General features: G+C 70.2%; 18 protein-coding genes and 1 tRNA gene. 6 read left to right on the forward strand and 13 right to left on the reverse strand.

Going from position 1 to position 19,838, the window contains the following annotated elements:
* Window positions 1-61: 61 nt before the first annotated feature.
* The 7 genes from NLX86_RS24655 to NLX86_RS24685 all read right to left on the reverse strand — a co-directional run bounded on the left by NLX86_RS24655 (window position 62) and on the right by NLX86_RS24685 (window position 8,444).
* Window positions 62-631 (reverse strand): GNAT family N-acetyltransferase, encoded by a 570-nt coding sequence (locus NLX86_RS24655; protein WP_254373963.1) that lies wholly within the window; start codon window positions 629-631, stop codon window positions 62-64.
* A gap of 17 nt (window positions 632-648) precedes the next feature.
* Window positions 649-1,494 (reverse strand): GNAT family N-acetyltransferase, encoded by an 846-nt coding sequence (locus tag NLX86_RS24660; RefSeq protein WP_254373964.1) that lies wholly within the window; start codon window positions 1,492-1,494, stop codon window positions 649-651.
* Between the two features lie 157 nt (window positions 1,495-1,651).
* Window positions 1,652-2,806 carry a flavodoxin-dependent (E)-4-hydroxy-3-methylbut-2-enyl-diphosphate synthase gene (gene ispG, locus NLX86_RS24665; protein WP_254373965.1) on the reverse strand — a complete coding sequence of 385 codons (1,155 nt, stop codon included), beginning with the start codon at window positions 2,804-2,806 and terminating at the stop codon, window positions 1,652-1,654.
* 201 nt (window positions 2,807-3,007) lie between these two features.
* Window positions 3,008-4,309 (reverse strand): RIP metalloprotease, encoded by a 1,302-nt coding sequence (locus tag NLX86_RS24670; RefSeq protein WP_254373966.1) that lies wholly within the window; start codon window positions 4,307-4,309, stop codon window positions 3,008-3,010.
* Window positions 4,306-5,556, reverse strand: coding sequence for a 1-deoxy-D-xylulose-5-phosphate reductoisomerase (gene dxr / locus NLX86_RS24675; protein WP_254373967.1), 1,251 nt, complete (start codon window positions 5,554-5,556; stop codon window positions 4,306-4,308). The genes NLX86_RS24670 and dxr overlap by 4 nt, the downstream gene beginning before the upstream one ends.
* 24 nt (window positions 5,557-5,580) lie before the next feature.
* Complete coding sequence (locus NLX86_RS24680) at window positions 5,581-6,327, reverse strand: hypothetical protein (protein WP_254373968.1); 747 nt, start codon at window positions 6,325-6,327, stop codon at window positions 5,581-5,583.
* Window positions 6,328-6,437: 110 nt separating this feature from the next.
* Window positions 6,438-8,444, reverse strand: coding sequence for an acyl-CoA dehydrogenase family protein (locus NLX86_RS24685; RefSeq protein WP_302061712.1), 2,007 nt, complete (start codon window positions 8,442-8,444; stop codon window positions 6,438-6,440).
* A 398-nt stretch (window positions 8,445-8,842) separates the two neighbouring features.
* On the opposite strand from NLX86_RS24685, the gene NLX86_RS24690 reads away from it, so the two are divergent.
* On the forward strand, window positions 8,843-9,001 hold the full coding sequence (locus NLX86_RS24690; RefSeq protein WP_254373969.1) for a hypothetical protein: 159 nt from the start codon (window positions 8,843-8,845) through the stop codon (window positions 8,999-9,001).
* 252 nt (window positions 9,002-9,253) lie between these two features.
* On the opposite strand, the gene NLX86_RS24695 is transcribed toward NLX86_RS24690, so the two are convergent.
* Window positions 9,254-9,325 (reverse strand) — tRNA-Val (locus NLX86_RS24695).
* Between the two features lie 180 nt (window positions 9,326-9,505).
* Here NLX86_RS24695 and NLX86_RS24700 point away from each other — a divergent pair.
* From NLX86_RS24700 to NLX86_RS24715, 4 genes are all read left to right on the forward strand, one after another.
* Complete coding sequence (locus NLX86_RS24700) at window positions 9,506-10,099, forward strand: DUF4097 family beta strand repeat-containing protein (RefSeq protein ID WP_254373970.1); 594 nt, start codon at window positions 9,506-9,508, stop codon at window positions 10,097-10,099.
* Window positions 10,100-10,133: 34 nt separating this feature from the next.
* Window positions 10,134-11,528 carry a hypothetical protein gene (locus tag NLX86_RS24705; protein WP_374213953.1) on the forward strand — a complete coding sequence of 465 codons (1,395 nt, stop codon included), beginning with the start codon at window positions 10,134-10,136 and terminating at the stop codon, window positions 11,526-11,528.
* Between the two features lie 100 nt (window positions 11,529-11,628).
* Complete coding sequence (locus NLX86_RS24710; RefSeq protein ID WP_254374025.1) at window positions 11,629-12,201, forward strand: DUF4383 domain-containing protein; 573 nt, start codon at window positions 11,629-11,631, stop codon at window positions 12,199-12,201.
* Between the two features lie 30 nt (window positions 12,202-12,231).
* Entirely contained in the window at window positions 12,232-12,456 is a 225-nt protein-coding gene (locus tag NLX86_RS24715; RefSeq protein ID WP_254373972.1) for a zinc ribbon domain-containing protein, read from the forward strand.
* Window positions 12,457-12,477: 21 nt separating this feature from the next.
* On the opposite strand, the gene NLX86_RS24720 is transcribed toward NLX86_RS24715, so the two are convergent.
* The 4 genes from NLX86_RS24720 to NLX86_RS24735 all read right to left on the reverse strand — a co-directional run bounded on the left by NLX86_RS24720 (window position 12,478) and on the right by NLX86_RS24735 (window position 18,015).
* Complete coding sequence (locus tag NLX86_RS24720; protein ID WP_254373973.1) at window positions 12,478-13,137, reverse strand: O-methyltransferase; 660 nt, start codon at window positions 13,135-13,137, stop codon at window positions 12,478-12,480.
* 88 nt (window positions 13,138-13,225) lie between these two features.
* Window positions 13,226-14,041 (reverse strand): HAD family hydrolase, encoded by an 816-nt coding sequence (locus NLX86_RS24725; RefSeq protein WP_254373974.1) that lies wholly within the window; start codon window positions 14,039-14,041, stop codon window positions 13,226-13,228.
* On the reverse strand, window positions 14,038-16,851 hold the full coding sequence (locus NLX86_RS24730; RefSeq protein ID WP_374213954.1) for a phosphoribosyltransferase domain-containing protein: 2,814 nt from the start codon (window positions 16,849-16,851) through the stop codon (window positions 14,038-14,040). Before NLX86_RS24730 ends, NLX86_RS24725 begins: the two co-directional genes overlap by 4 nt.
* A complete protein-coding gene (locus NLX86_RS24735; protein ID WP_254373976.1) occupies window positions 16,852-18,015 on the reverse strand; it encodes an HpcH/HpaI aldolase/citrate lyase family protein in 1,164 nt (387 codons plus the stop codon).
* A gap of 186 nt (window positions 18,016-18,201) precedes the next feature.
* On the opposite strand from NLX86_RS24735, the gene NLX86_RS24740 reads away from it, so the two are divergent.
* Window positions 18,202-19,065, forward strand: a complete 864-nt coding sequence (locus tag NLX86_RS24740) for a TerD family protein (protein WP_254373977.1) — start codon at window positions 18,202-18,204, stop codon at window positions 19,063-19,065.
* Between the two features lie 22 nt (window positions 19,066-19,087).
* Here the strand turns inward: NLX86_RS24740 and NLX86_RS24745 are convergent, their stop codons facing one another.
* Window positions 19,088-19,825: a Tellurium resistance gene (locus tag NLX86_RS24745; protein WP_254373978.1), complete on the reverse strand. Its 738-nt coding sequence runs from the start codon at window positions 19,823-19,825 to the stop codon at window positions 19,088-19,090.
* Window positions 19,826-19,838: the final 13 nt, after the last annotated feature.

Genomic DNA, 19,838 nt, shown 5'->3' on the forward strand with positions numbered 1-19,838 from the left:
CCTGCGTGCGGTCGGGTGATGCCAGGAGGTTAACCGGGGCCGAGGGGCGGGCGGAAATCGGTTATCGGTGGCGGCGCAGCGGCAGCGGGGCGCCCATCACCGCGTACGGCTGCGGAGCACTCGGGAAGTGGACCTGCCGCGCGAGGTCGGTGTAGCCGAGGTCGCGGTACAGGCCGCGGGCCGGACTCTCGGTGTCGATCGCGGAGAGGATCGAGCGCGGCAGCCCGGCGGTGTCGGTGATGTCGGTGATCAGCTCCCGGCCGATGCCGCGGCCCTGGAAGTCCGGGTGCACATGCAGCTCGGTGATGACGAACGCGTCGTCCAGCCAGTCGTCCAGGCCCGCGTTGCGCAGATACGGTTCGACGACCGTGGACCACCAGTGCGTACGGTCGTTGGGCATCCCGTACACAAAGCCGACCAGCCGTCCGTCGGCGGTCGTCGCGCCCCGCGCGCGGGCGCCCCGGCTGGTCAGATGCCGCAGCACGATGTGCCGGCGCACCCCCATCTCGTCCGCGCTGAGACCGAAGGCGAGCGCCTGCACGGCCAGCGCCTCGTCGACGCGCGTGGCGAGGTCGAGCGGGGCGACCACAACATCGTCCGGGGTCCGGGGTTCCCCGGGAGAATCCAGCATGCCGGGGAGACTACCTCTCAGAACAACACGCTCATGAAGGCCCCGACCTCACGGAAGCCGACCCTGCGGTACGCCGCCCTCGCCGCGGTGTTGAAGTCGTTCACGTACAGGCTGACCACGGGCGCCACATCGGCCAGCGCGTAGCGCAGCACCGCGGCCATACCCGTCTCCGACAGGCCGCGGCCGCGGAACTCCGGGTCCACCCAGACCCCTTGGATCTGGCATGCCTGCGGGGTGGCCGCCCCGATCTCGGCCTTGAAGAGGACCTTGCCGTCTTCTATCCGGGCGAACGACCGCCCGGAACCGACCAGTTCGGCGACTCTCGCCTGGTAGAGCAGCCCGCCGTCGCCGGCCAGCGGCGAGACGCCCACCTCCTCGGTGAACATCGACACGCACGCCGGCATGATCAGGTCCATCTCGTCCTTGCGGATCCGGCGGACGTGCGGGTCCGGCACCACCTTGGCCGCCGGCTGCTCGGTGATCATCAGCGGCTGGTTGGGGCGGACGTCACGGGCCGGGCCCCAGCTCGGTTCCAGGAGCTTCCACAGCACCCCGGTCGACTCGGCGGGGCCGACGATCGAGGAGCAGCGACGGCCGGTCCGGCGGGCGCGGTCGGCGAAGGCCCGTACCGCCTCGGGGGTCGCGCAGATCGGCACAAGATTGGCCCCGGCGTAGCAGAGGGAGCGCAGCTCCCCTTCCGCGTACCAGCCCCACATCTCGCCTCCGAGCCGCCAGGGGTCGAGCCCGGCGACCTGCACCCGGGAGGCGACGAACGCGTTGGCGACCGGGTCGCGGCCGAGTACCTCGAGCGCGGCGTCGAGATCGCTGGGCTCGAGGACCCGGGTGGTGGTCTGCGTCAACACGTTGCGGGGGCCTCACCATGCGGTTCTGCTGATCTCCGCACTGTACCCGGCGCCGCTGCGGCCCGCCGTCCCCGGATAAGGACTCCGTAAGAACCCCAGCGAGCGGCCCCGCCCCCGCGGAGCTGCGGGAACGGGGCCGGCCATGGTCCTACGAGGGTCAGCTGACCGACACCTCGGGCTCCCCGGAGAGAACCCCGTCCTTCTCCATCTGCTCGGCGATCTTCAACGCCTCTTCGATCAGCGTCTCGACGATCTTCGACTCGGGGACGGTCTTGATGACCTCGCCCTTCACAAAGATCTGGCCCTTGCCATTGCCCGAGGCGACGCCGAGGTCGGCCTCGCGCGCCTCGCCGGGACCGTTGACGACGCAGCCCATGACGGCGACGCGCAACGGCACCTCCATGCCTTCCAGACCGGCGGAGACCTGGTCGGCGAGCTTGTACACGTCGACCTGGGCGCGGCCGCAGGACGGGCACGAGACGATCTCCAGGCGTCGCTGGCGCAGGTTCAGCGACTCCAGGATCTGGATACCGACCTTGACCTCCTCCGCGGGCGGCGCGGACAGCGAGACGCGGATGGTGTCGCCGATGCCCTCGCTCAGCAGCGCGCCGAAGGCGACCGCCGACTTGATGGTGCCCTGGAAGGCGGGACCGGCCTCGGTGACGCCGAGGTGCAGCGGGTAGTCACACTGCGCGGCGAGCTGCCGGTAGGCGTTGACCATCACGACCGGGTCGTTGTGCTTGACCGAGATCTTGATGTCACGGAAGCCGTGCTCCTCGAAGAGGGAGGCCTCCCACAGCGCCGACTCGACCAGCGCCTCGGGCGTCGCCTTGCCGTACTTCTGCAGCAGCCGCGCGTCCAGGGAGCCGGCGTTGACGCCGATCCGGATCGGCGTACCGGTGGCGGAGGCCGCCTTGGCGATCTCCTTGACCTTGTCGTCGAACTGCTTGATGTTGCCCGGGTTGACCCGGACCGCCGCGCAGCCCGCGTCGATCGCCGCGAAGACGTACTTCGGCTGGAAGTGGATGTCCGCGATCACCGGGATCTGGGACTTCCTGGCAATGGTGGCGAGCGCGTCCGCGTCGTCCTGGGTCGGACAGGCGACCCGTACGATCTGGCAGCCCGACGCCGTCAGCTCGGCGATCTGCTGCAGCGTGGCACCGATGTCGGAGGTCCGGGTGGTGGTCATCGACTGCACCGACACGGGCGCGTCCCCACCGACGGCCACCGTGCCGACCTGGATCTTCCGGCTGACCCTTCGGTCCGCGAGCTTCGTCGGAATGGCCGGCATTCCGAGAGAAATTGCAGTCATCTGCTGTGCAACCCCAAGTGTGGATCAAGGTCCCGAGATCGGCGGGCTCCAGTCTTCGAGGTTACGGCACGGCGTGCGGCTGCTGTGCACCCCGCCTGGAAGTCCACCCAATGGCGGGCGGACCTGTCAGGAACGATGCACGTCACCACTGGGGGTGACAGGAAGACATGCATCGGTTCCATTTTGTGCCGAATTCTCCGGCTATGAGATCCGCACCGGGTTGACGACATCGGCGACCAGGACCAGGAGCGTGAAGCAGACGAAGACTCCTGCCACCACATAGGCGACCGGCATCAGCTTTGCCACGTCGAACGGGCCCGGGTCCGGGCGTCTGAAGAGGCGGGCCAGGTGGCGGCGTACCGACTCCCACATCGCTCCCGCGATGTGCCCGCCGTCGAGCGGGAGCAGCGGCAGCATGTTGAACAGGAACAGCGAGAGGTTGAAGCCCGCGACCAGGAACAGGAACATCGCGACCTGGTTCTCCGGTGGGATGTCCAGGTTGACGATGTCGCCGCTGACCCGGGCCGCGCCGACCACGCCCATCGGGGAGTCCTGCTTGCGCTCGCCGTCGCCGAAGGCCGCGTCCCACAGGTCGGGGACCTTGGACGGGAGGGCGATCAGTGACTCGACACCGGTCTGCATCATGTCGCCCATGCGGTCCACGGACTGGCCGAAGGACTGCTCGACGATGCCGCTGGCCGGGCTGAAGCCGAGGAAGCCGGCGACGACGTACTGGCCCTCGATGGAGCCGCCCTCGCCGTCTATCTTGCTGACCTGGTTCTCTATGAGATTGGCCTTCAGCTCCAGCTGCTGTCCGGCGCGCTCGACGGTGATCGTGGCGGGGCCGACGGTCTCGCGGATGTGCTTCTGCAGCGTGGCCCAGTCCTCGGTCCGGTCACCGTTGAACGCGACGATCTTGTCGCCCGCCTTGAGGCCCGCGGCCTTGGCGGGGGCGGCCTGGTCGGTCGGCTTGCAGGTGTCGCGGTTCTCGCTCTGCTGGATGACGCAGTCGGAGACCTTGCCGACGGTGGTGGTCTGGGTGTTGATGCCGAAGGTCATCATCACGCTGAGGAAGATCGCCACCGCGAGGATCAGATTCATGAACGGGCCAGCGAACATCACGATCACGCGCTTCCACGGCTTGCGCGTGTAGAACAGCCGGGTCTCGTCGCCGGGCTTCAGCTCCTCGAACGCGGCCGAGCGCGCGTCCTCGATCATCGAGCGCCAGGGCGAGGTCGAGCGGGCAGTGACCTTGCCGTCGTCGCCGGGCGGGAACATCCCGATCATGCGGATGTAGCCGCCCATCGGGATCGCCTTGATCCCGTACTCCGTCTCACCCTTGTGCCGTGACCAGAGGGTCGGGCCGAAGCCGACCATGTACTGCGGCACGCGGATGCCGAAGAGCTTGGCCGTCGACAAGTGTCCCAGCTCGTGCCACGCGATGGAGAAGAGCAGGCCGATCGCGAAGACGACTACGCCGAGGACCGTCATCAGAATCGTCATGCGCGAGCCTCCGCTGTTGCCTTAGCTGCCAGTTCACGGGCCCTGGCCCGTGCCCAGGTCTCTGCTTCCATGACGTCCTCGACGGTGAGGGAAGTTCCCGTACGGGGGGTGCCGTGGTCCGCGACCACTGCGGCGACCGTATCCACGATTCCGTTGAACGGCAGCCGGCCGCCGAGAAAAGCGTCCACGCACTCCTCGTTCGCCGCATTGAACACCGCGGGAGCGGTGCCGCCCAGGTGGCCCACGAGCCGGGCGAGTCCGACGGACGGGAAGGCGTCCGTGTCGAGCGGGAAGAACTCCCAGGTCGACGCCTTTGACCAGTCGAAGGCGGGGGCGGCGCCGGGGACCCTTTCCGGCCAGCCGAGGCCGATGGCGATGGGGCCGCGCATGTCGGGCGGCGTGGCCTGCGCGAGCGTCGAGCCGTCGGTGAATTCCACCATCGAGTGGACATAGGACTGAGGGTGGACGACGACCTCGATTCGCTCGAACGGGATGTCGTAGAGCAGGTGCGCCTCGATGACCTCCAGCCCCTTGTTGACCAGGGTCGCGGAGTTGATGGTGATCATCGGGCCCATCGCCCAGGTGGGATGCACGAGGGCGTCCTCCGGCGTGACGTGGGCCAGCTCCGCCTTCGTACGGCCGCGGAAGGGGCCGCCGGAGGCGGTGACGACCAGCTTGCGGACGTCGGCGCGGTTGCCGGCGGCGAGGGCCTGGAAGAGTGCGGCGTGCTCGGAGTCGACCGGGATGATCTGGCCGGGCTTGGCGAGCGCCTTGACGAGCGGGCCGCCGACGATGAGCGACTCCTTGTTGGCGAGGGCGAGGGTGCGGCCGGCTTCGAGGGCGGCGAGGGTGGGTGCCAGGCCGATCGAGCCGGTGATGCCGTTCAGTACGGTGTGGCAGTCGCTCGCGGCGAGCGCGGTGGCGGCGTCGGGGCCGGCCAGGATCTCGGGCGCGGGTTCGTTTCCGTACTGGGCCTTCAGTGCCTCGCGCAGGGCGGGGACCACGTCCTCGCGGGCGACTGCGACCGTACGTACGCGCAGCTGCCGGGCCTGCTCGGCGAGCAGTCCGACCCGGCCGCCGGCCGCCGAGAGCCCGGTGACCCGGAAGCGGCCGGGGTTGCGCAGCACCAGGTCGATGGCCTGGGTGCCGATGGACCCGGTGGAGCCGAGGATGACGATGTCCCGGCGGCCTTCGGCGGCGTCGAAGGTGAGGTGCGGGTCGGCGAGGGGGGCTGGACTGTCGCTCATGCCCTCCATTGTGGCCGCAACCGTTCAGGGGATGGACACGGCGCCCCCTCCGGAGCGGTGCTTGAGGCAGTACGACGTCGCCCCGTCAGCGCTGTACTCCAGGCGCATGAGGTAGTCGGTGGGGCCGCAGTCCTCGTGGCGGGCGACTTCGTAGCGCTCACCCGTCGTATCGCAGCCGACACGTTCCAGATCCTGGTCGGGCCAGTCGGCGTTGTTGCGTACGCAGTCGCCGGCCGTGAAACCGGTCGACTCCGAGTCGCTGCCCACGACCACACCCACCGCGATCAGGGCGGTCACCGCCGTGAGGACCAGCCCCAGCGGAATGAGGAACAGCAGCCCCTGGGGGCGCAGTGGCACGGGCTTTCCGGGGTCGAGGGGCGGGCGCCAACCGCCGTACGGCTGGGGCAGTTTGCGGAAGGCGGCGCGGGCGAAGAGGTTCGCCAGCAGGGTGAACGGGGTGATGAGGGCGGAGAGCGCCCCCCACCACCCCTGGACCAGGGTGTCGGCGGTCATCTTGCGGTAGGTGGCGATGCCGCAGGTTCTGCAGAACGGGCCCTCGGCCTTGAGGAAGCGCATGATGACGATGAATCCCTGGTGACCGCGTACGGCCGCCGGGGACACCGGCATGGACCCGCAGATACGGCAGACCGGAACGGGGGCGGGGACCGCTCCCCAGGGCGCCGGGTACGGGCCGGGCTGGGCGTGCGGCTGGGCGGCGTACGGGTGGTACGGGTGGTACGGGTGCGGGCCCGGCGGCGGTGCGGCAGACATGGTGGTTCCCCCTCGGTGCGTGGCGGATGCACCTTAGCCGCAGGTGGTGTTGGGCACGCAAGCCGTGACCGCCGCCCCTGAGCGGGACGGCGGTCACGGCTTGGTGCGGTTCAGCGGATCGGACGGTGGACGTTGTCCCGCTTGGAGGGGCCGGGGGTCGCGTCCGCGATCCAGGGGCCGTCGCCCGAGGGGTCGAGGACGCCCTCCTCCAGCCAGGTGTACGTACCGGACAGGACGCCGTCGACGACCTTGCGGTCAAGGTCGTCGGTGTTGGTCCACAGGCGGGCGAAGAGTTCGTCGACGCGGATGCGGGACTGGCGGCAGAACGCGTCGGCGAGTTGGTACGCCTCGCGTCCGTGTTCGCCGGTGGTGCGCAGGTGTTCGGCGCGTACGCAGGCCGCGCTCATGGCGAAGAGTTCGGCGCCGATGTCGACGATCCGGCCCAGGAAACCCTGTTTGGTCTCCATCCGCCCCTGCCAGCGCGACATGGCGTAGAAGGTGGAGCGGGCAAGCTTGCGGGCTCCGCGCTCGACGACGCGGAGGTGGGCGGACAGATCGGGGTGGCCGGCGGGGTGGAACTCTGCGTACGTGCGTGGGAGTTGGCCGGGCCCGGCGACGAGCTTGGGCAGCCACTTGGCGTAGAACCCCGCGGCGTTCGCCCCCGCCTTCGCCTTGTCGGAGAGGGACTTGTCGGGATCGATGAGATCGCCGGCCACCGCGAGGTGGGCATCCACGGCCTCGCGGGCGATGAGGAGATGCATGATCTCCGTCGAGCCCTCGAAGATGCGGTTGATACGCAGGTCGCGCAGGATCTGCTCGGCGGGGACGGCCCGTTCGCCGCGGGCCGCGAGCGATTCCGCGGTCTCGAAACCGCGGCCGCCGCGGATCTGGACCAGTTCGTCGGCCATCAGGCAGCCCATCTCACTGCCGTACAGCTTGGCGAGGGCGGCCTCGATGCGGATGTCGTTGCGGTCCTCGTCGGCCATCTGGGAGCTCAGGTCCACGACCGCTTCGAGTGCGAACGTGGTCGCGGCGATGAAGGCGATCTTGGATCCGACGGCTTCGTGCTGGGCGACCGGCCTGCCCCACTGCTCGCGTACGGACGACCACTCACGGGCGATCTTCAGACACCACTTGCCCGCGCCGACGCACATCGCGGGCAGTGAGAGGCGGCCGGTGTTGAGCGTGGTCAGTGCGATCTTGAGGCCGGCGCCCTCGGGGCCGATGCGGTTGGCCGCGGGGACCCGGACCTGGTGGAAGCGGGTGACGCCGTTCTCCAGGCCGCGCAGGCCCATGAAGGCGTTGCGGTTCTCGACGGTGATGCCGGGCGAGGCGGCTTCGACGACGAACGCCGTGATGCCGCCCTTGTGGCCCTCGGACCTGGGGACGCGGGCCATGACGACGAGCAGGTCGGCGACGACGCCGTTCGTCGTCCACAGCTTCACGCCGTCGACGATGTAGTCGTCCCCGTCCGGGACCGCGCTCGTGGCGAGGCGGGCCGGGTCGGAGCCGACGTCCGGCTCGGTGAGCAGGAAGGCGCTGATGTCGGTCCGGGCGCAGCGGGGCAGGAACTCGTCCTTCTGCTCCTGGGTGCCGAACATCTTCAGCGGCTGCGGTACGCCGATGGACTGATGGGCGGAGAGGAGGGCGCCCAGGGCTGGGCTGACCGAGCCGACCAGGGCGAGCGCCTTGTTGTAGTACACCTGGGTGAGGCCGAGCCCGCCGTACTTGATGTCGATCTTCATGCCGAGCGCGCCGAGATCCTTGATCCCGTCGATCGTCTCGTCGGGGATCCGCGCCTCGCGCTCGATGCGGGCGCTGTCGATCTTCGTCTCGCAGAAGTCGCGAAGCTTGGCGAGGAACTCCTCACCGCGCCGGGCGTCCTCGCCTGTCGGCATCGGGTGGGGATGGATGAGGTCCAGGCGAAAGCGGCCGAGGAAGAGTTCCTTGGCGAAGCTGGGCTTCCGCCAGTCCTGCTCGCGGGCGGCCTCGGCCACCTGGCGGGCTTCCCGCTCGGTCACCTTGGGTCCGGTGCCGGCTGGGCTTGCTGAGCTCGCGGAGGGCTCGTGGGGCCTGGAGGTCTCGTCGGGCTTGGAGGTCTCGGATGGTGCGGACATGAGGGGGCTCACCTCGCCGCTGCGTCGATGTCAGGGGCCGGCGCCGGTGTGGCTACCGGTCAGTGCTACCTGTGAGTCTCTACCCGATTCGTACAAGTTGCACCAGGCGTCGCGCAGGTACGCGAACGGCCGGAGCCCCCGCACAGTGGGCCCCTTACATGGCCTCTGACGCGTAAATAACAGCAGGTCAGGGTGGGTGTGGGCAGGGCTGGGTGCCCGGTGGCTGTTGAGGGCTGCCGGGTGTCCCGTGTCCGGGACTGTCAGGCGGCGGTCTCCCTCGGGTTGACGGTGACGGTGTAGCCGAGCTGGTTGAGCTGGGTGATGGCCCGGCGGGTGGCGCGTTCGGGGTCGCGTTGTAGGTGCCGCCGAGTTCGTGGTAGGCGACGTTGTCGGTGAGCATGTGCCAGATCGCGGTGATGATCGAGTGCTCGACGGCGACGAGGGCCCTGAGCGGGCCGCGGCGGGCGGTCAGCCGCTGGACGACGGTCTACGTGTACGACGACTGGGGCAACTGCACCTCGCAGACGACGTGGCCCTGCACCGTCTGCGGCCAGTAGCACCCGGCCCCGGCTGCTGTTTATAAGCACTTCTTCCAAGTGCTTACAGACAGGCACGCGTGGGGACGACCGGCCCCTCCCATGGACTGCGCTCTACGTGCTCAGGGCAGCGAGTCCGTCCCTCGATTGAGTGACGATCTCAGGGCTGTCCGGTGGGGATGTGGCATCCATGTGGCATCGATCATGAAAACGGCCCCCCAGTCGATCATGACCGGGGGGCCGAAGCAGGCTCTCACCTGCTACTTAACGCGGTGGGCGCGGACGGTTTCGAACCGCCGACATCTGCTTTGTAAGAGCAGCGCTCTACCCCTGAGCTACGCACCCGTGGATGAGTGGACAGCCTACATTGCATCAGCGCCCCTGACGCACCGTCGGACGGGCGGGGGGTAGCCCCACCCCGGATTCGGTGGGCGGCCGGATGCTGGTTGGCGGGGGGTGTTCGTAGGGTCGTTGGTGGGCTCGGCAGATGGCCGTGGTGCCCGTCGATGATCTTGGGGGATCAGCATGGCTCTCCGCACTCGTACGTTCCTCGCCGCCGGCGGGGCCCTGGCTGCCGCGCTGGTCATGACCGGGTGTGGTTCCGGTTCCGCCGTGTCCGACGACGAGAAGCCGGAGACCCGCGCGTTCGCGCTGAGCGGCAAGACGCTGACCGTCGATTCGGACGGCTCCGACATCGAGATCGCTCCCGCCGATGTGAAGGAGCTGGAGGTGACCCGGTGGTTCAGCGGGTGGACCGCGCTCGGGGAGGATCCCAAGGTGACGTGGGGGCTCGACGGGGGCACGCTCAAGCTGCGGACCGAGTGCGACGCGCTGGTCAGTGACTGCGCCGTCAAGCACCGGATCAAGGTGCCCCGCGGGGTCGTGGTGAAGGTGGAGGACGACAACGGGGCCGTCGTCGCGTCCGGGTTCGACAACAAACTCACGATCCGTTCCGACAACGGGGATGTGACCGTCGAGCTGCCCCGGGCCGCTTACAAGGTGACGGCCGAGAGCGAGAACGGGGACGTCGATGTAAAGGTCGACCGCAGCGAGAGCAGTGCGCACGTGGTCACGGCCCGGAGCGACAGCGGGGAAGTAACGGTGCGAAGCGCGAACTAACCGGCCCGTGTGTTCGTCCTTACCTGGTGGGAGAATGAACCGGGCAGGGCGGACACAGCACGGGAGAGGGATTGTGACGGCCAGACGCGCGCAGCCGTACACGAAAGTGGGTGCTGTCCGGGGTGTCGTTGCGCTGATGCTGCTGCCGGTGGCGCTGTCGGCCGTCCTCCCACTGGCCGTCGCCGGCGGGGGTACGCGGCGCTGGTTCGGCGGGCGGGACGACAGCCGACGGGCCGAAGCGCAGGCCGCGAAGGATGCCGCGGCCGCCGCCTTCTACGAGCTGGACACGGCGCAGCGGGATCTGCGGATCTCGATCGAGACGATCACTGCCGTGGACAGTTCGCCCGGGGCACGTAGGGCCGTGGAGGACTTCGCCGCGCTGGGGCGCCGGATCGACGAGGTGAGCCATGGGTACATCACCGCCGTCGACGCGCATGATCTGGACCGGGACGACCTGGAGGCTTCGGTCGCCGTCCGCGCTCGGGCGGAGCTGGACCGGGCCAAGGACGAGTTGGTACGGGTCAAGGGGGAGCTGGACCGCTTTACGCAGGGGCTGGGGCCGCTGCTGGACAAGGCCGAAACGCAGCTCGCCCGGCTCGCTCCGGCGGTCGAGCGGGCTCGACAGGCGCTCCTCGCCGCGAGCAATGCTCTCGATTCGGTGCGCCAATCCGGAATGAGAGCGGACGATCTGGCCGCGCGGCTGGCCGCCCTCGCCCCCGACCTGACCAAGCTCAACCAGGGAGCGGGCCAGCACGGCGTACAGGAGACCATCCAGCGCGCCGACCGCGTAGTGCGTGACGCGGAAGCCGTACGGACCGAAGCCGAGCGGCTTCCCGAGCGCGCCGCCGAGATCGACCGCCGGCTCGTCTCGCTGAGGACGCGCGCGCAAGCCCTCACCACCCGGTCCGGCAAGGTCGATCCCGTACTGAGCGAGCTGCGCCGCCGCTTCACCGCCGCCTGCTGGCAGGACCTGCAGCCGGTGCCGGAGCAGGCGGCCAACGCCGTACGGCAGGCCGAGGAAAAGCTGCGCGAGGCCGGTAAGGCGCGCGAGGAGCAGCGCTGGGCGGATGCGACCTCCCTGCTCAGTACGGTCAGGGCACTGCTGAACTCCACCGACGAGGCGGTCTCCGCGGCCGGCGACAGGCTGCAGCGCCTCAACGCCGTGTCGAAGGATCCGCAGCAGGAGATCCAGCGCACACGCTTCGCGATCCGGGACGCCCAGCGGCTGGCGATGGCCGGCCGCAACACCCCGGACCCGCGGCACGCCCGCCCCCTCGACGACGGCGTGGCGCGGCTGGAGCGTGCGATCGCCGGCCTGGAGGGCCGCCACCCCGACTACTGGCACTTCCTGACCGAGACGGAGGCCGTCCGGCGGACCACGGCCCGGGTGGTGGCCGAGATCCGTGAGGAGCGGGGTTCGGGGAGCTGAGCGGGAGCTGAGCGGGAGCTGACTTGTCGCGCGCGGGGGGGCAGGCGGATCCTGAAGAGACGTGGTCCGTACGGCTGACGCGCTGAGCAAGGAGGCCGAGATGGCCGGTCAGGTACTCCACTCCCACCCCCGGCGCCGCATTCACCTCGACGAGCATCTGCCCGTCGATCACCGCCTCAGCAAGTTCTACCGGGTGGGCGCGGGCCTGATGGGCCTGGTGCTGCTCGCGTTCGGCATCCTCGGGCTGGTCGACAGGATCGGCTTCTTCGACACCGGCGGTGACACGGTCGCGGGGCTGAACACCAACGGCGCGCTGAGCGTGCTCTCCATCTGCGTCGGCCTGCTGCTCTTCGTCGGCATGGTCATCGGCGGCAACTTCGCCTCGAGCCTGAACATGATCCTCGGCATCGCCTTCATCCTGAGCGGCTTCGTCAACATGGCGCTGCTGGAGACGGACTTCAACTTCCTGGCCTTCAGGATCCAGAACGTGCTGTTCAGCTTCGTGGTCGGCGTGATGCTGATGTTCTTCGGGATGTACGGACGCGTCGGCAGCGCCCTGCCGCACGACAATCCGTACTGGCAGGCCCGCCACCCCGACCGGGCAGCTCGCGAGCAGCGGGAACGGGAGCTGGCCGGATCCGCGGCCAGGAGGAAGTGGCTGACGTCCGCGTAGGCCCGACCCCCGAGCGGATAGCCTTGGCCCATGCCTCGTTACGAATACCGCTGCCGGACCTGCGACGACACCTTTGAGCTCAGCCGCCCGATGGCCGAGTCCTCCGCGCCCGCCGCGTGCCCCGGCGGTCATGACGACACGGTCAAGCTGCTGTCGGCCGTCGCCGTCGGCGGAAGCCGGTCAGCGGCGCCCGCGGCCGCCCAGGGCGGCGGAGGTGGCGGGGGCGGCTGCTGCGGAGGCGGCTGCTGCGGCTGAGTCCCGCCGCCAGGCGGCGCGCTACCGCTTGCGGGAGAGGGTCAGGCCGTCCGCGACCGTCAGCATCACGCTGTCCATGCGCCCGTCCGACACCACGTGCTCGTTGAACTCCTTGATCGCCGCCGCGGCCCCGGCGGCACCCGCATCGGTCACCGCGCCGTGGAACAGCACGTTGTCCGTGACGATCAGGCCACCCTGCCTCATCCGCGGCACCAACTCGTCCCAGTACGCGATGTAGCTGCTCTTGTCCGCGTCCAGGTACGCCATATCGATGTGCGGCTCGGCCGGCATGGTCCGCAGGGTCTCCAGCGCGGGCGCGATGCGCAGGTCGATGCGGTCCGCCACGCCTGCCTTCGCCCACGCCTCGAGTCCGTACGCCGTCCACTCCTCCGACACGTCACAGGCGATCAGCCTGCCGTCGGCCGGCAGCGCCTCGGCCATCGCCAGCGCGGAGAAGCCGGTGAACGTGCCCACCTCCACGATGTGCCTCGCGCCCGTCAGGCGGACGAGGAAGGCCAGCAGCGGACCCTGCTCCTCCGCCGACGTCATGCCGGCGTGCTCGGGCAGCTCGGCGTACGTCGTCTCGACGAGCTCACGCTGGACGGCGCTCAGCGGCGGATTGTGGGCGAGCATATACGCGTACAGCTCGTCGGTGATCTTGGTGGTGTTGCCCTTGCTCATCGTGCGTCGCGCTCCCTGTCGGAGGGGTCAGAGGGGTCGGGCGGGTCCGACCCCTCTGATACCAAGGTTTCGACCACTGATACCAAGGTCAGGACCGGCCCACGGCCGCGGCGCGGCCGAACTCCCGCAGGATCTCCTCCCCCGCCGCCACGCCCTGCTGCGGCAGCACGGTGAGGTGCGGCGCGCTCCAGCCGGCCTCCGCCAGCTCCCCGTGCCCGGGCCGCCAGCCGCGGTCCGCGGCCAGCAGCAGATCCGCGTCGAGGAGCGAGTCGCCCGCGGCGAGGGTGAGCGTGGCACCGGTGCGGCGCGCGACCTCCCCTACTGCCGCGCTCTTGGTGAGCGGCTTCGGTACGGCGTAGATCTTGCGGCCCTGCAGGGACACGGTCCAGCCGCGGCACTCCGCCCACGCGCCCAGCTCCTTGACCCAGTCCTCGGGCAGCAGCGCGCGCTCGACGACGAGGTAGGCGAAGAGGTCTTCGGCGACCCGCTCCTTGCGCAGCCAGGCCGGGTCGGCCACGGCGGCCAGATGGGCGCGGATCTCCTCCAGCGGGGCGCACTCGTCGGCCAGGGTCCCGGCCACCTGGGCCCGCCAGTCGTGGTCGGAGACGCCGTCGACGAGGAGATGCCCGCCGTTCGCGCAGATCGCGTACTTCGGGGCGGTGCCGGGCAGCCGGATGCGCTGGTACTGCTTGCGGGTGCGGGTCGTCGTCGGTACGAACAGGGTGTCGGCGGTGAGCTCGGTGAGCAGCGCCACCGCGCTCTCCGTCATGTACGACAGCGGCTTGCGCTCGTGCACCTCGACGCAGAGCAGGCGCGGGGCCTCCGCGTCGGGCATGGTCAGGCCGAGCGCGGCGGCCGAATAGATCAGCGTACGGTCGAGGTCGCTGGCAATGAGGATGCTCACTTGGCAGCCACCGCCTTGCCGTCCGCGCCCGTCGCGCCGCGCGTGTACTGCGGGTGGATCAATCCGACGCAGGTGTACGGGAGTTCGTCGACCTCCTCGACCGGTACGCCGCGCTGCTCGGCGAGCAGCCGCACATGGTCGAGGTCGCCGCCGGCTCCGCGCTTGGCGAGGATCCTCCAGGGGACGCGGCGCAGCAGGACACGGGTCGTCTCGCCGACGCCCGGCTTTACGAGGTTCACGTCGTGGATGCCGTACTCCTCGCTGATCCGCTCGACGGCCGCCCAGCCCTCCCAGGTGGGCGCGCGGTCCGCCGCGAGCAGCTCCTTAACGTCGGCGTCCACCGCGTCCGCGACCTCGTCGAAGCGGGCCGCGACGGTGTCCAGGAAGTGTCCCGAGACATCGGCGCCGGCCAGCTCGCGGTAGAACTTCGCGCCGTGGAAGTCGTCCGGACCGACGAGGTCGGCGCGCAGGACAGTACGCGATATCAGCCCGGACACGGTCGAGTTGAGGCACGCGGACGGGATGAGGAAGTCCTCGCGCGTCCCGTACGTACGGACGCAGCCGCCCGGGTCGGCGAGGACTGCGATCTCCGGGTCGAAGCCCTCGAACTCGGCCAGCGCGTCTGCCAGTTCGCGCGTGATCGCTCCCTTGCCGGTCCAGCCGTCGACGAACACGACGTCGGCCGGGTCGTGGTGGGCGGCGAGCCAGCGCATCGCGTTGGTGTCTATGCCGCGGCCGCGCACGATGGACACCGCGTAGTGCGGCAGGTCCAGGCCGTACCGGTACTGCGCCCAGCGGCGCATCAGTACGCCGACGGGTGTGCCGGCGCGGGCGAGGGAGACCAGCACGGGATGGGGCGACCGCTCGGCGAGCACGGTTTCGGTGACGGCGCCGACAGCGCGGGCGATCCTGGCCGCGGAGGCGTCCAGCGCGTCGTGGAACAGCTCCTGGTACGCGGCGGTCGGCTGGTACTCGACGGGCAGCGACTCGGCGTAGTGCGCACCACCCGCCTGGATCGCCTCCTCGCGTTCCTCGGTGGGGGCTTCCAGCTCCACGTCGGAGAGGTCCTGGAGCAGCCAGCCGACCTCGTCCGGGGCGTACGAGGAGAACGCGGGGCCGCGCAGGGGCTCGGGCATGGACGGCTCCTGCCGTTGAGGGGCGTGCGCTGGTACGTATGTGGGGACGACGGCCAGCACCACGCGCGGGGCGTGGGCGGCGAGCTGGGCCAGCAGGCCGTCGGGGGCGTGCAGTTCGGGGGTGTCGGCGGCGGAGTCGACGACGGCGACGATCGCGTCGAAGCCGGCGCCCGCGACGTTGTAGGCGTACCGCTCGCCGGGGCCGTCGGCCGGGGCGTCGTGGGCGGGGAAGACGATCCGGCTGCGTATCGCGTACCCGGGGTCGTCCACGGCGAGGACGGGCGACCGGGTGGTGGTCGAGTACCGCACCTCGGGCGCGGCGCCGGCGTCCTCCAGGGCGCGCGCCAGCCTGAGCGGGGCGTACATCAGCTCCTCGAAGCCGAGGACGAGGACGCGTTCGGCGTGCGGGGCGTCCGGCGCGCAGAGCGCGTCGGCGATCCGCGCCGCCATGCCCGGCAGCGCGGCCTCCAGCGCCGCGCGGTGCGCGGGCGTAAACCCGTGCCGCCCCCCATCGGGCACCCCACCGGGCCACCCGAGCGCCACCCGGACGCACCCGCCGGCAGCAACGACCGCCTCCCGACCGCCCGCCGGTCCCCCGACCCGGGCCGAACCCTCGCCGGCGCCAGGACCCCCCGGCCCATCGGCCGGAACCGCCGTCGGGGCCACCCCCGCGGCACGGGACGAACCGCTGACGGCGGGAGCCCCTGGCACGTCGGCCGGAACCGCCGTCGGGGCCACCCCCGCGGCACGGGACGAACCGCTGATGGCAGGACCCCCTGGCACGTCGGCCGGCCCATCGGCCGGAACCGCCGTCGCTGCCACCGCCCCGGGAGCCCCAGGCCCGTCGGCCGGGCCGACGGCCTGGACCACCGCCCCGGCCCCGGCCGAACCGGCGGGTGCCGGGGCCTCTGGGACCTCGGACAGTGCCCCGACGGTCGGCGCTGACGTCGCTTCCTGTTGCGCGACCAGTCGTTGGCCCTTCTCCAGTACGCCCGCCGGGAGCCGGACCGTTCCTCGGGCAAGGGCTATCAGGTCGATCTGGGCCGTCAGCTCCCCGGCGAGCGCCTCCATCCGGGCCACGTCCGCCGGCGAGCGCATGTCCACCAGGGCGACCACTACGTACCGCTTGCGCGGGTAGCGCTCGTGCAGGGCGCGGATCGTGTTCAGCACCGTGTTGCCGGTGGAGAACTCGTCGTCCACCAGGACCAGCGTGCCGTCGCCGGCCAGCAGGCGCGGGTCCTCGGGCAGGAGCAGGTGCGAAGTCGCGTGGGAGTGCGACTCCTCGAAGCCGCCCGCCTGGGCTACCCCCTCGACCGGGCGGCGCGTCGAGTGCAGATACGGCGCGAGGCCCACCCCGTCGGCGACCGAGTGGCCGAGCCCGGTCGCCGTCTCGGCGTAGCCGAGGACGACCGCGCGCGCCGCCTCCGCGTCGCCCAGCAGCGCCCGCACCCGCTCGCCGAGTGCGAATCCCGCGTCGTATACGACCGAGGGCGACTGCGGCACGTGCTTGCCCAGCACGTTCGACACCAGCAGATGCGCCCGCTTGGGATTGCGGCGCAGGGCCAGTCCCAGCAGCTCGCTCAGCCGCTCGTCACCTTCGAGCGCGACGCCCAGGCGCTCCGCGACCCACGTTCCCGACCAGACCACCACTTTGACTTTCTCTTCCCTCGTCATTCAGCCGGAGAGCCCGGCCGTGAGCAGCTCCACGAAGCCGACCTCTTCCTTCGCCACGCCGAAGACCTCGGCCCGCAGCAGCGTGCGCTCGGCCCAGGCCCGGTGCGGCTTCACTTCATTCATTTTGTTCGTATACGCCGAACGCAGCACCCCGCCGCCGCCCCGTTCGGGCCGCAGGATGTCCTGCGCGTCAGTGAACTCCTCGTGACTGACGACGGACAGTGCGTGCACGGGCAGCACGTGCGACGGGTGGATACAGGTCTTGCCCTGCAGGCCATTGGCCCGGTCCAGCTCTATCTCCCTGAGCAGTCCGTCCAGGTCGTGCTCGATCAGCGTGGCCCGCAGGTCCTCCGCCCGTCCCTCCATGAAGGGGCTGCGGCGCAGCTGGGGCTTGAACATGCGTTCCTGGAGGCGGAAGTACTCCCACACCGGCCCGGTCACGGTGAAGCCCGTACCGTCCGCCCGACCCAGCACGTTCACGACATCGGCGATCACCGCGGCGACGATCTGGACGTCGTACGCGGTCATGTCCGGAGACCTGCGCAGACCGTACGCCGAGCAGAAGTCCGTGACGCCGAGCCGGAGCGCAAGGACCCGCTCGCGGTATTTGTCCACCGTGCGGGCGATTCCGCTGAGCGTCTCGGGGCGGGTTTCCAGATGGAGCAGCTCGGGCGATTCCAGTACGGGCATGGCGAAGAGGCGGTGTCCGCTCGCCGCTTCCGCCGTGGCGAGCGCCTCCAGAAACGGAACGCCACGCTCCTCCGTGAACTTCGGCAGTACGAATCCGGACAGCCGCCGCACCGAGGGGCCGAGCCTGCGCACCAGGTCCGGAATCTGGCCCGGTTCACGGACCCGGATGAAAAGCAGCGGACTTTCCTCGTCGCGCGCGTCGAGGTCGGCGAACTGCCGGACCAGGTTCTCCTCGCCGGGTGCGACTTCGGCGTCGTCGATGGAATCCTCCAGGCAGAGCACCATGGAGACGACGCCACGGCCGGCCTGCTTCCGTACGTCGTCGGCGAGCCTGGGCCGGGTGGCGGGGCTGTAGAGCGTGGCACCGAGGGCAGCGGCGAGTATGCGGGCCGGGGAGGCGGCGGTGAAGTCGCACGGCTCCTGATGGAAGAGACCCGCACGGACGGCAGGCGAAAGATGCCCGAAATGACGCATGTGTTTCCCCGTACTGCCTTGGCGGCCCGATCGAACGTGGCCGGTAATAGTACGTACGAATGCATGTCAAGAGTTCCCCAAGCACATGAAATCCAGGTAACCCGCTTGCACCATGCCCATGTCGCGCGCGGAGAACAAGAGCCCCCGCGTTGTCCCTCCAGTGTCGGGGAAGGCAGGATGACCGGCATGACGCACGCGATGCTGAAGGGCTCGAACGTCCCCGTAAACGCCACGGCGGTCAGGGCCGTGCTGCGCTGGACCCCCGGCCCGGACGTTCCGGACGTGGACGCCTCGGCGCTGCTGGTGGGCGCCGACGGCCGGGTGCGCTCCGACGAGGACTTCGTCTTCTACAACCAGCCGCGCCACCCCTCGGGGCTGGTGTGGCGGCTGGGGAAGAAGCGTCTGGCGGACGGCGTGACGGACGCGGTGCAGACGGACCTCGCCGGTCTCGAACGCGCGGTGGACCGGGTACTGATCGTGGCGTCCGCCGAGGATGTCCCCTTCGAGCGGGTACGGGACCTGCGCATCCTCGTCTACGACGCCACGGCGCAGGGCAGCGGCGAGCCGCTCGCCTATTTCGACGTACGGCCCGAGACCGGCGCGGAGACCGCGCTGATCTGCGGCGAGCTGTACCGGCGCGGCGACGGCTGGAAGTTCCGCGCGCTGGGCGAGGGGTATTCCAACGGCCTGGTCGGCCTGGCCACGAACCACGGCATCTCGGTGGACGAGGGCGACGGCGAGTCCGCGACTCCCGACCAGGGCCAGGCCGTCGCAGAGCCCGCGCCCCAGCCGCAGCCCCAGCCGCAGCCCCAGCCGCAGCCCCAGCCCCAGCCCGCGTACGGGTACCCGCAGGTGCCCCCTCAGCCCACGGCGCAGCCCGCGTACGGCTACCCCCAGCCGGCCTCGCCGCAGCCCGCGTACGGCTACCCCCAGCCGGCCTCGCCGCAGCCCGCGTACGGCTATCCGCAGCCGGCGGCCACGATTCCGGCGCCCACGGCCGACCCGGACTTCCGGCTGCCGCCGCAGGGACCTCAGTTCCTCCGGCGCTGAGTGCCCTGTCGGACCGCGCCCGTCAGACCTTCGTCTTGTAGCCCCTGCCCCACTGCAGCCCCCACCCGTAGAGCCGGTCCAGCTCGGCCTGGAAGCCGTACACGAACTTCACCTCGCGGCGGACGATCAGCTCGCCCTTGACGTTCTCGATGGAGACGACCGCGCAGGAGCGGGCCTGCGGTGCCCGCTCGTCCAGCGCGATCTCGATGCGCGGCCCGTTGCTCGGGTAGAGCGTCACCACGGCGTGGGTCCGGTCGAAGGCGGGCGTCTGGTCATAGATGTAGACGAACACCAGCAGCCGCTTGATCTGCTCGGCATGGTCGAGATTGACGAAGATCGTCTCACCGGACGGGGCACCGAACCGGTCGTCGCCGCTGAGCTTGACGTACGGCGGCGCATTGAGGCTCCCGAAGAAGTTGCCCAGCGGCTGCACCACGCCCCGGCTGCCGTCCGTCAGCTCGTACAGACAGCCGATGTCGAGGTCGACGTTCACCATCCCCTGGGTGTGTGCCTGGACCACCTCGGGCTTGAACAGCTTGAACGGGTGACGCAGCAGCTGACCGCTCTGCCGGGACCTGCCGCCTATGTCGGAGGTCCTCATCTGCCAGGACAGGTTGACGCGCAGATTGCCGCTGACCGCCCCCTGTTTGCTGAGCGAGACCGTCGTGTGCCGCTTGGTCAACTCGATGGCGTTGGACGAGGCGCTGCCCGACTCGAACTGCGCGGTCCTCCTCGGAAACAGACCGTCCCAGAAGCCCATTCCACCCCCCAGG

Origin of the sequence: Streptomyces sp. A3M-1-3 (assembly GCF_024213665.1) — a bacterium.
Lineage (GTDB): Bacteria > Actinomycetota > Actinomycetes > Streptomycetales > Streptomycetaceae > Streptomyces.

Bases quoted from the DNA above. Each gene is read 5' to 3' on its own strand.
- NLX86_RS24735 (WP_254373976.1), bottom strand. From the start codon at position 18,015: ATGCGTCATTTCGGGCATCTTTCGCCTGCCGTCCGTGCGGGTCTCTTC.
- NLX86_RS24680 (WP_254373968.1), bottom strand. From the start codon at position 6,327: ATGTCTGCCGCACCGCCGCCGGGCCCGCACCCGTACCACCCGTACCAC.
- NLX86_RS24705 (WP_374213953.1), top strand. From the start codon at position 10,134: ATGAACCGGGCAGGGCGGACACAGCACGGGAGAGGGATTGTGACGGCC.
- NLX86_RS24745 (WP_254373978.1), bottom strand. From the start codon at position 19,825: ATGGGCTTCTGGGACGGTCTGTTTCCGAGGAGGACCGCGCAGTTCGAG.
- NLX86_RS24730 (WP_374213954.1), bottom strand. From the start codon at position 16,851: ATGACGAGGGAAGAGAAAGTCAAAGTGGTGGTCTGGTCGGGAACGTGG.
- NLX86_RS24710 (WP_254374025.1), top strand. From the start codon at position 11,629: ATGGCCGGTCAGGTACTCCACTCCCACCCCCGGCGCCGCATTCACCTC.
- NLX86_RS24740 (WP_254373977.1), top strand. From the start codon at position 18,202: ATGACGCACGCGATGCTGAAGGGCTCGAACGTCCCCGTAAACGCCACG.
- ispG (WP_254373965.1), bottom strand. From the start codon at position 2,806: ATGACTGCAATTTCTCTCGGAATGCCGGCCATTCCGACGAAGCTCGCG.
- NLX86_RS24715 (WP_254373972.1), top strand. From the start codon at position 12,232: ATGCCTCGTTACGAATACCGCTGCCGGACCTGCGACGACACCTTTGAG.
- NLX86_RS24655 (WP_254373963.1), bottom strand. From the start codon at position 631: ATGCTGGATTCTCCCGGGGAACCCCGGACCCCGGACGATGTTGTGGTC.
- NLX86_RS24685 (WP_302061712.1), bottom strand. From the start codon at position 8,444: ATGTCCGCACCATCCGAGACCTCCAAGCCCGACGAGACCTCCAGGCCC.
- NLX86_RS24690 (WP_254373969.1), top strand. From the start codon at position 8,843: ATGTGCCAGATCGCGGTGATGATCGAGTGCTCGACGGCGACGAGGGCC.
- NLX86_RS24700 (WP_254373970.1), top strand. From the start codon at position 9,506: ATGGCTCTCCGCACTCGTACGTTCCTCGCCGCCGGCGGGGCCCTGGCT.
- NLX86_RS24670 (WP_254373966.1), bottom strand. From the start codon at position 4,309: ATGACGATTCTGATGACGGTCCTCGGCGTAGTCGTCTTCGCGATCGGC.
- dxr (WP_254373967.1), bottom strand. From the start codon at position 5,556: ATGAGCGACAGTCCAGCCCCCCTCGCCGACCCGCACCTCACCTTCGAC.
- NLX86_RS24720 (WP_254373973.1), bottom strand. From the start codon at position 13,137: ATGAGCAAGGGCAACACCACCAAGATCACCGACGAGCTGTACGCGTAT.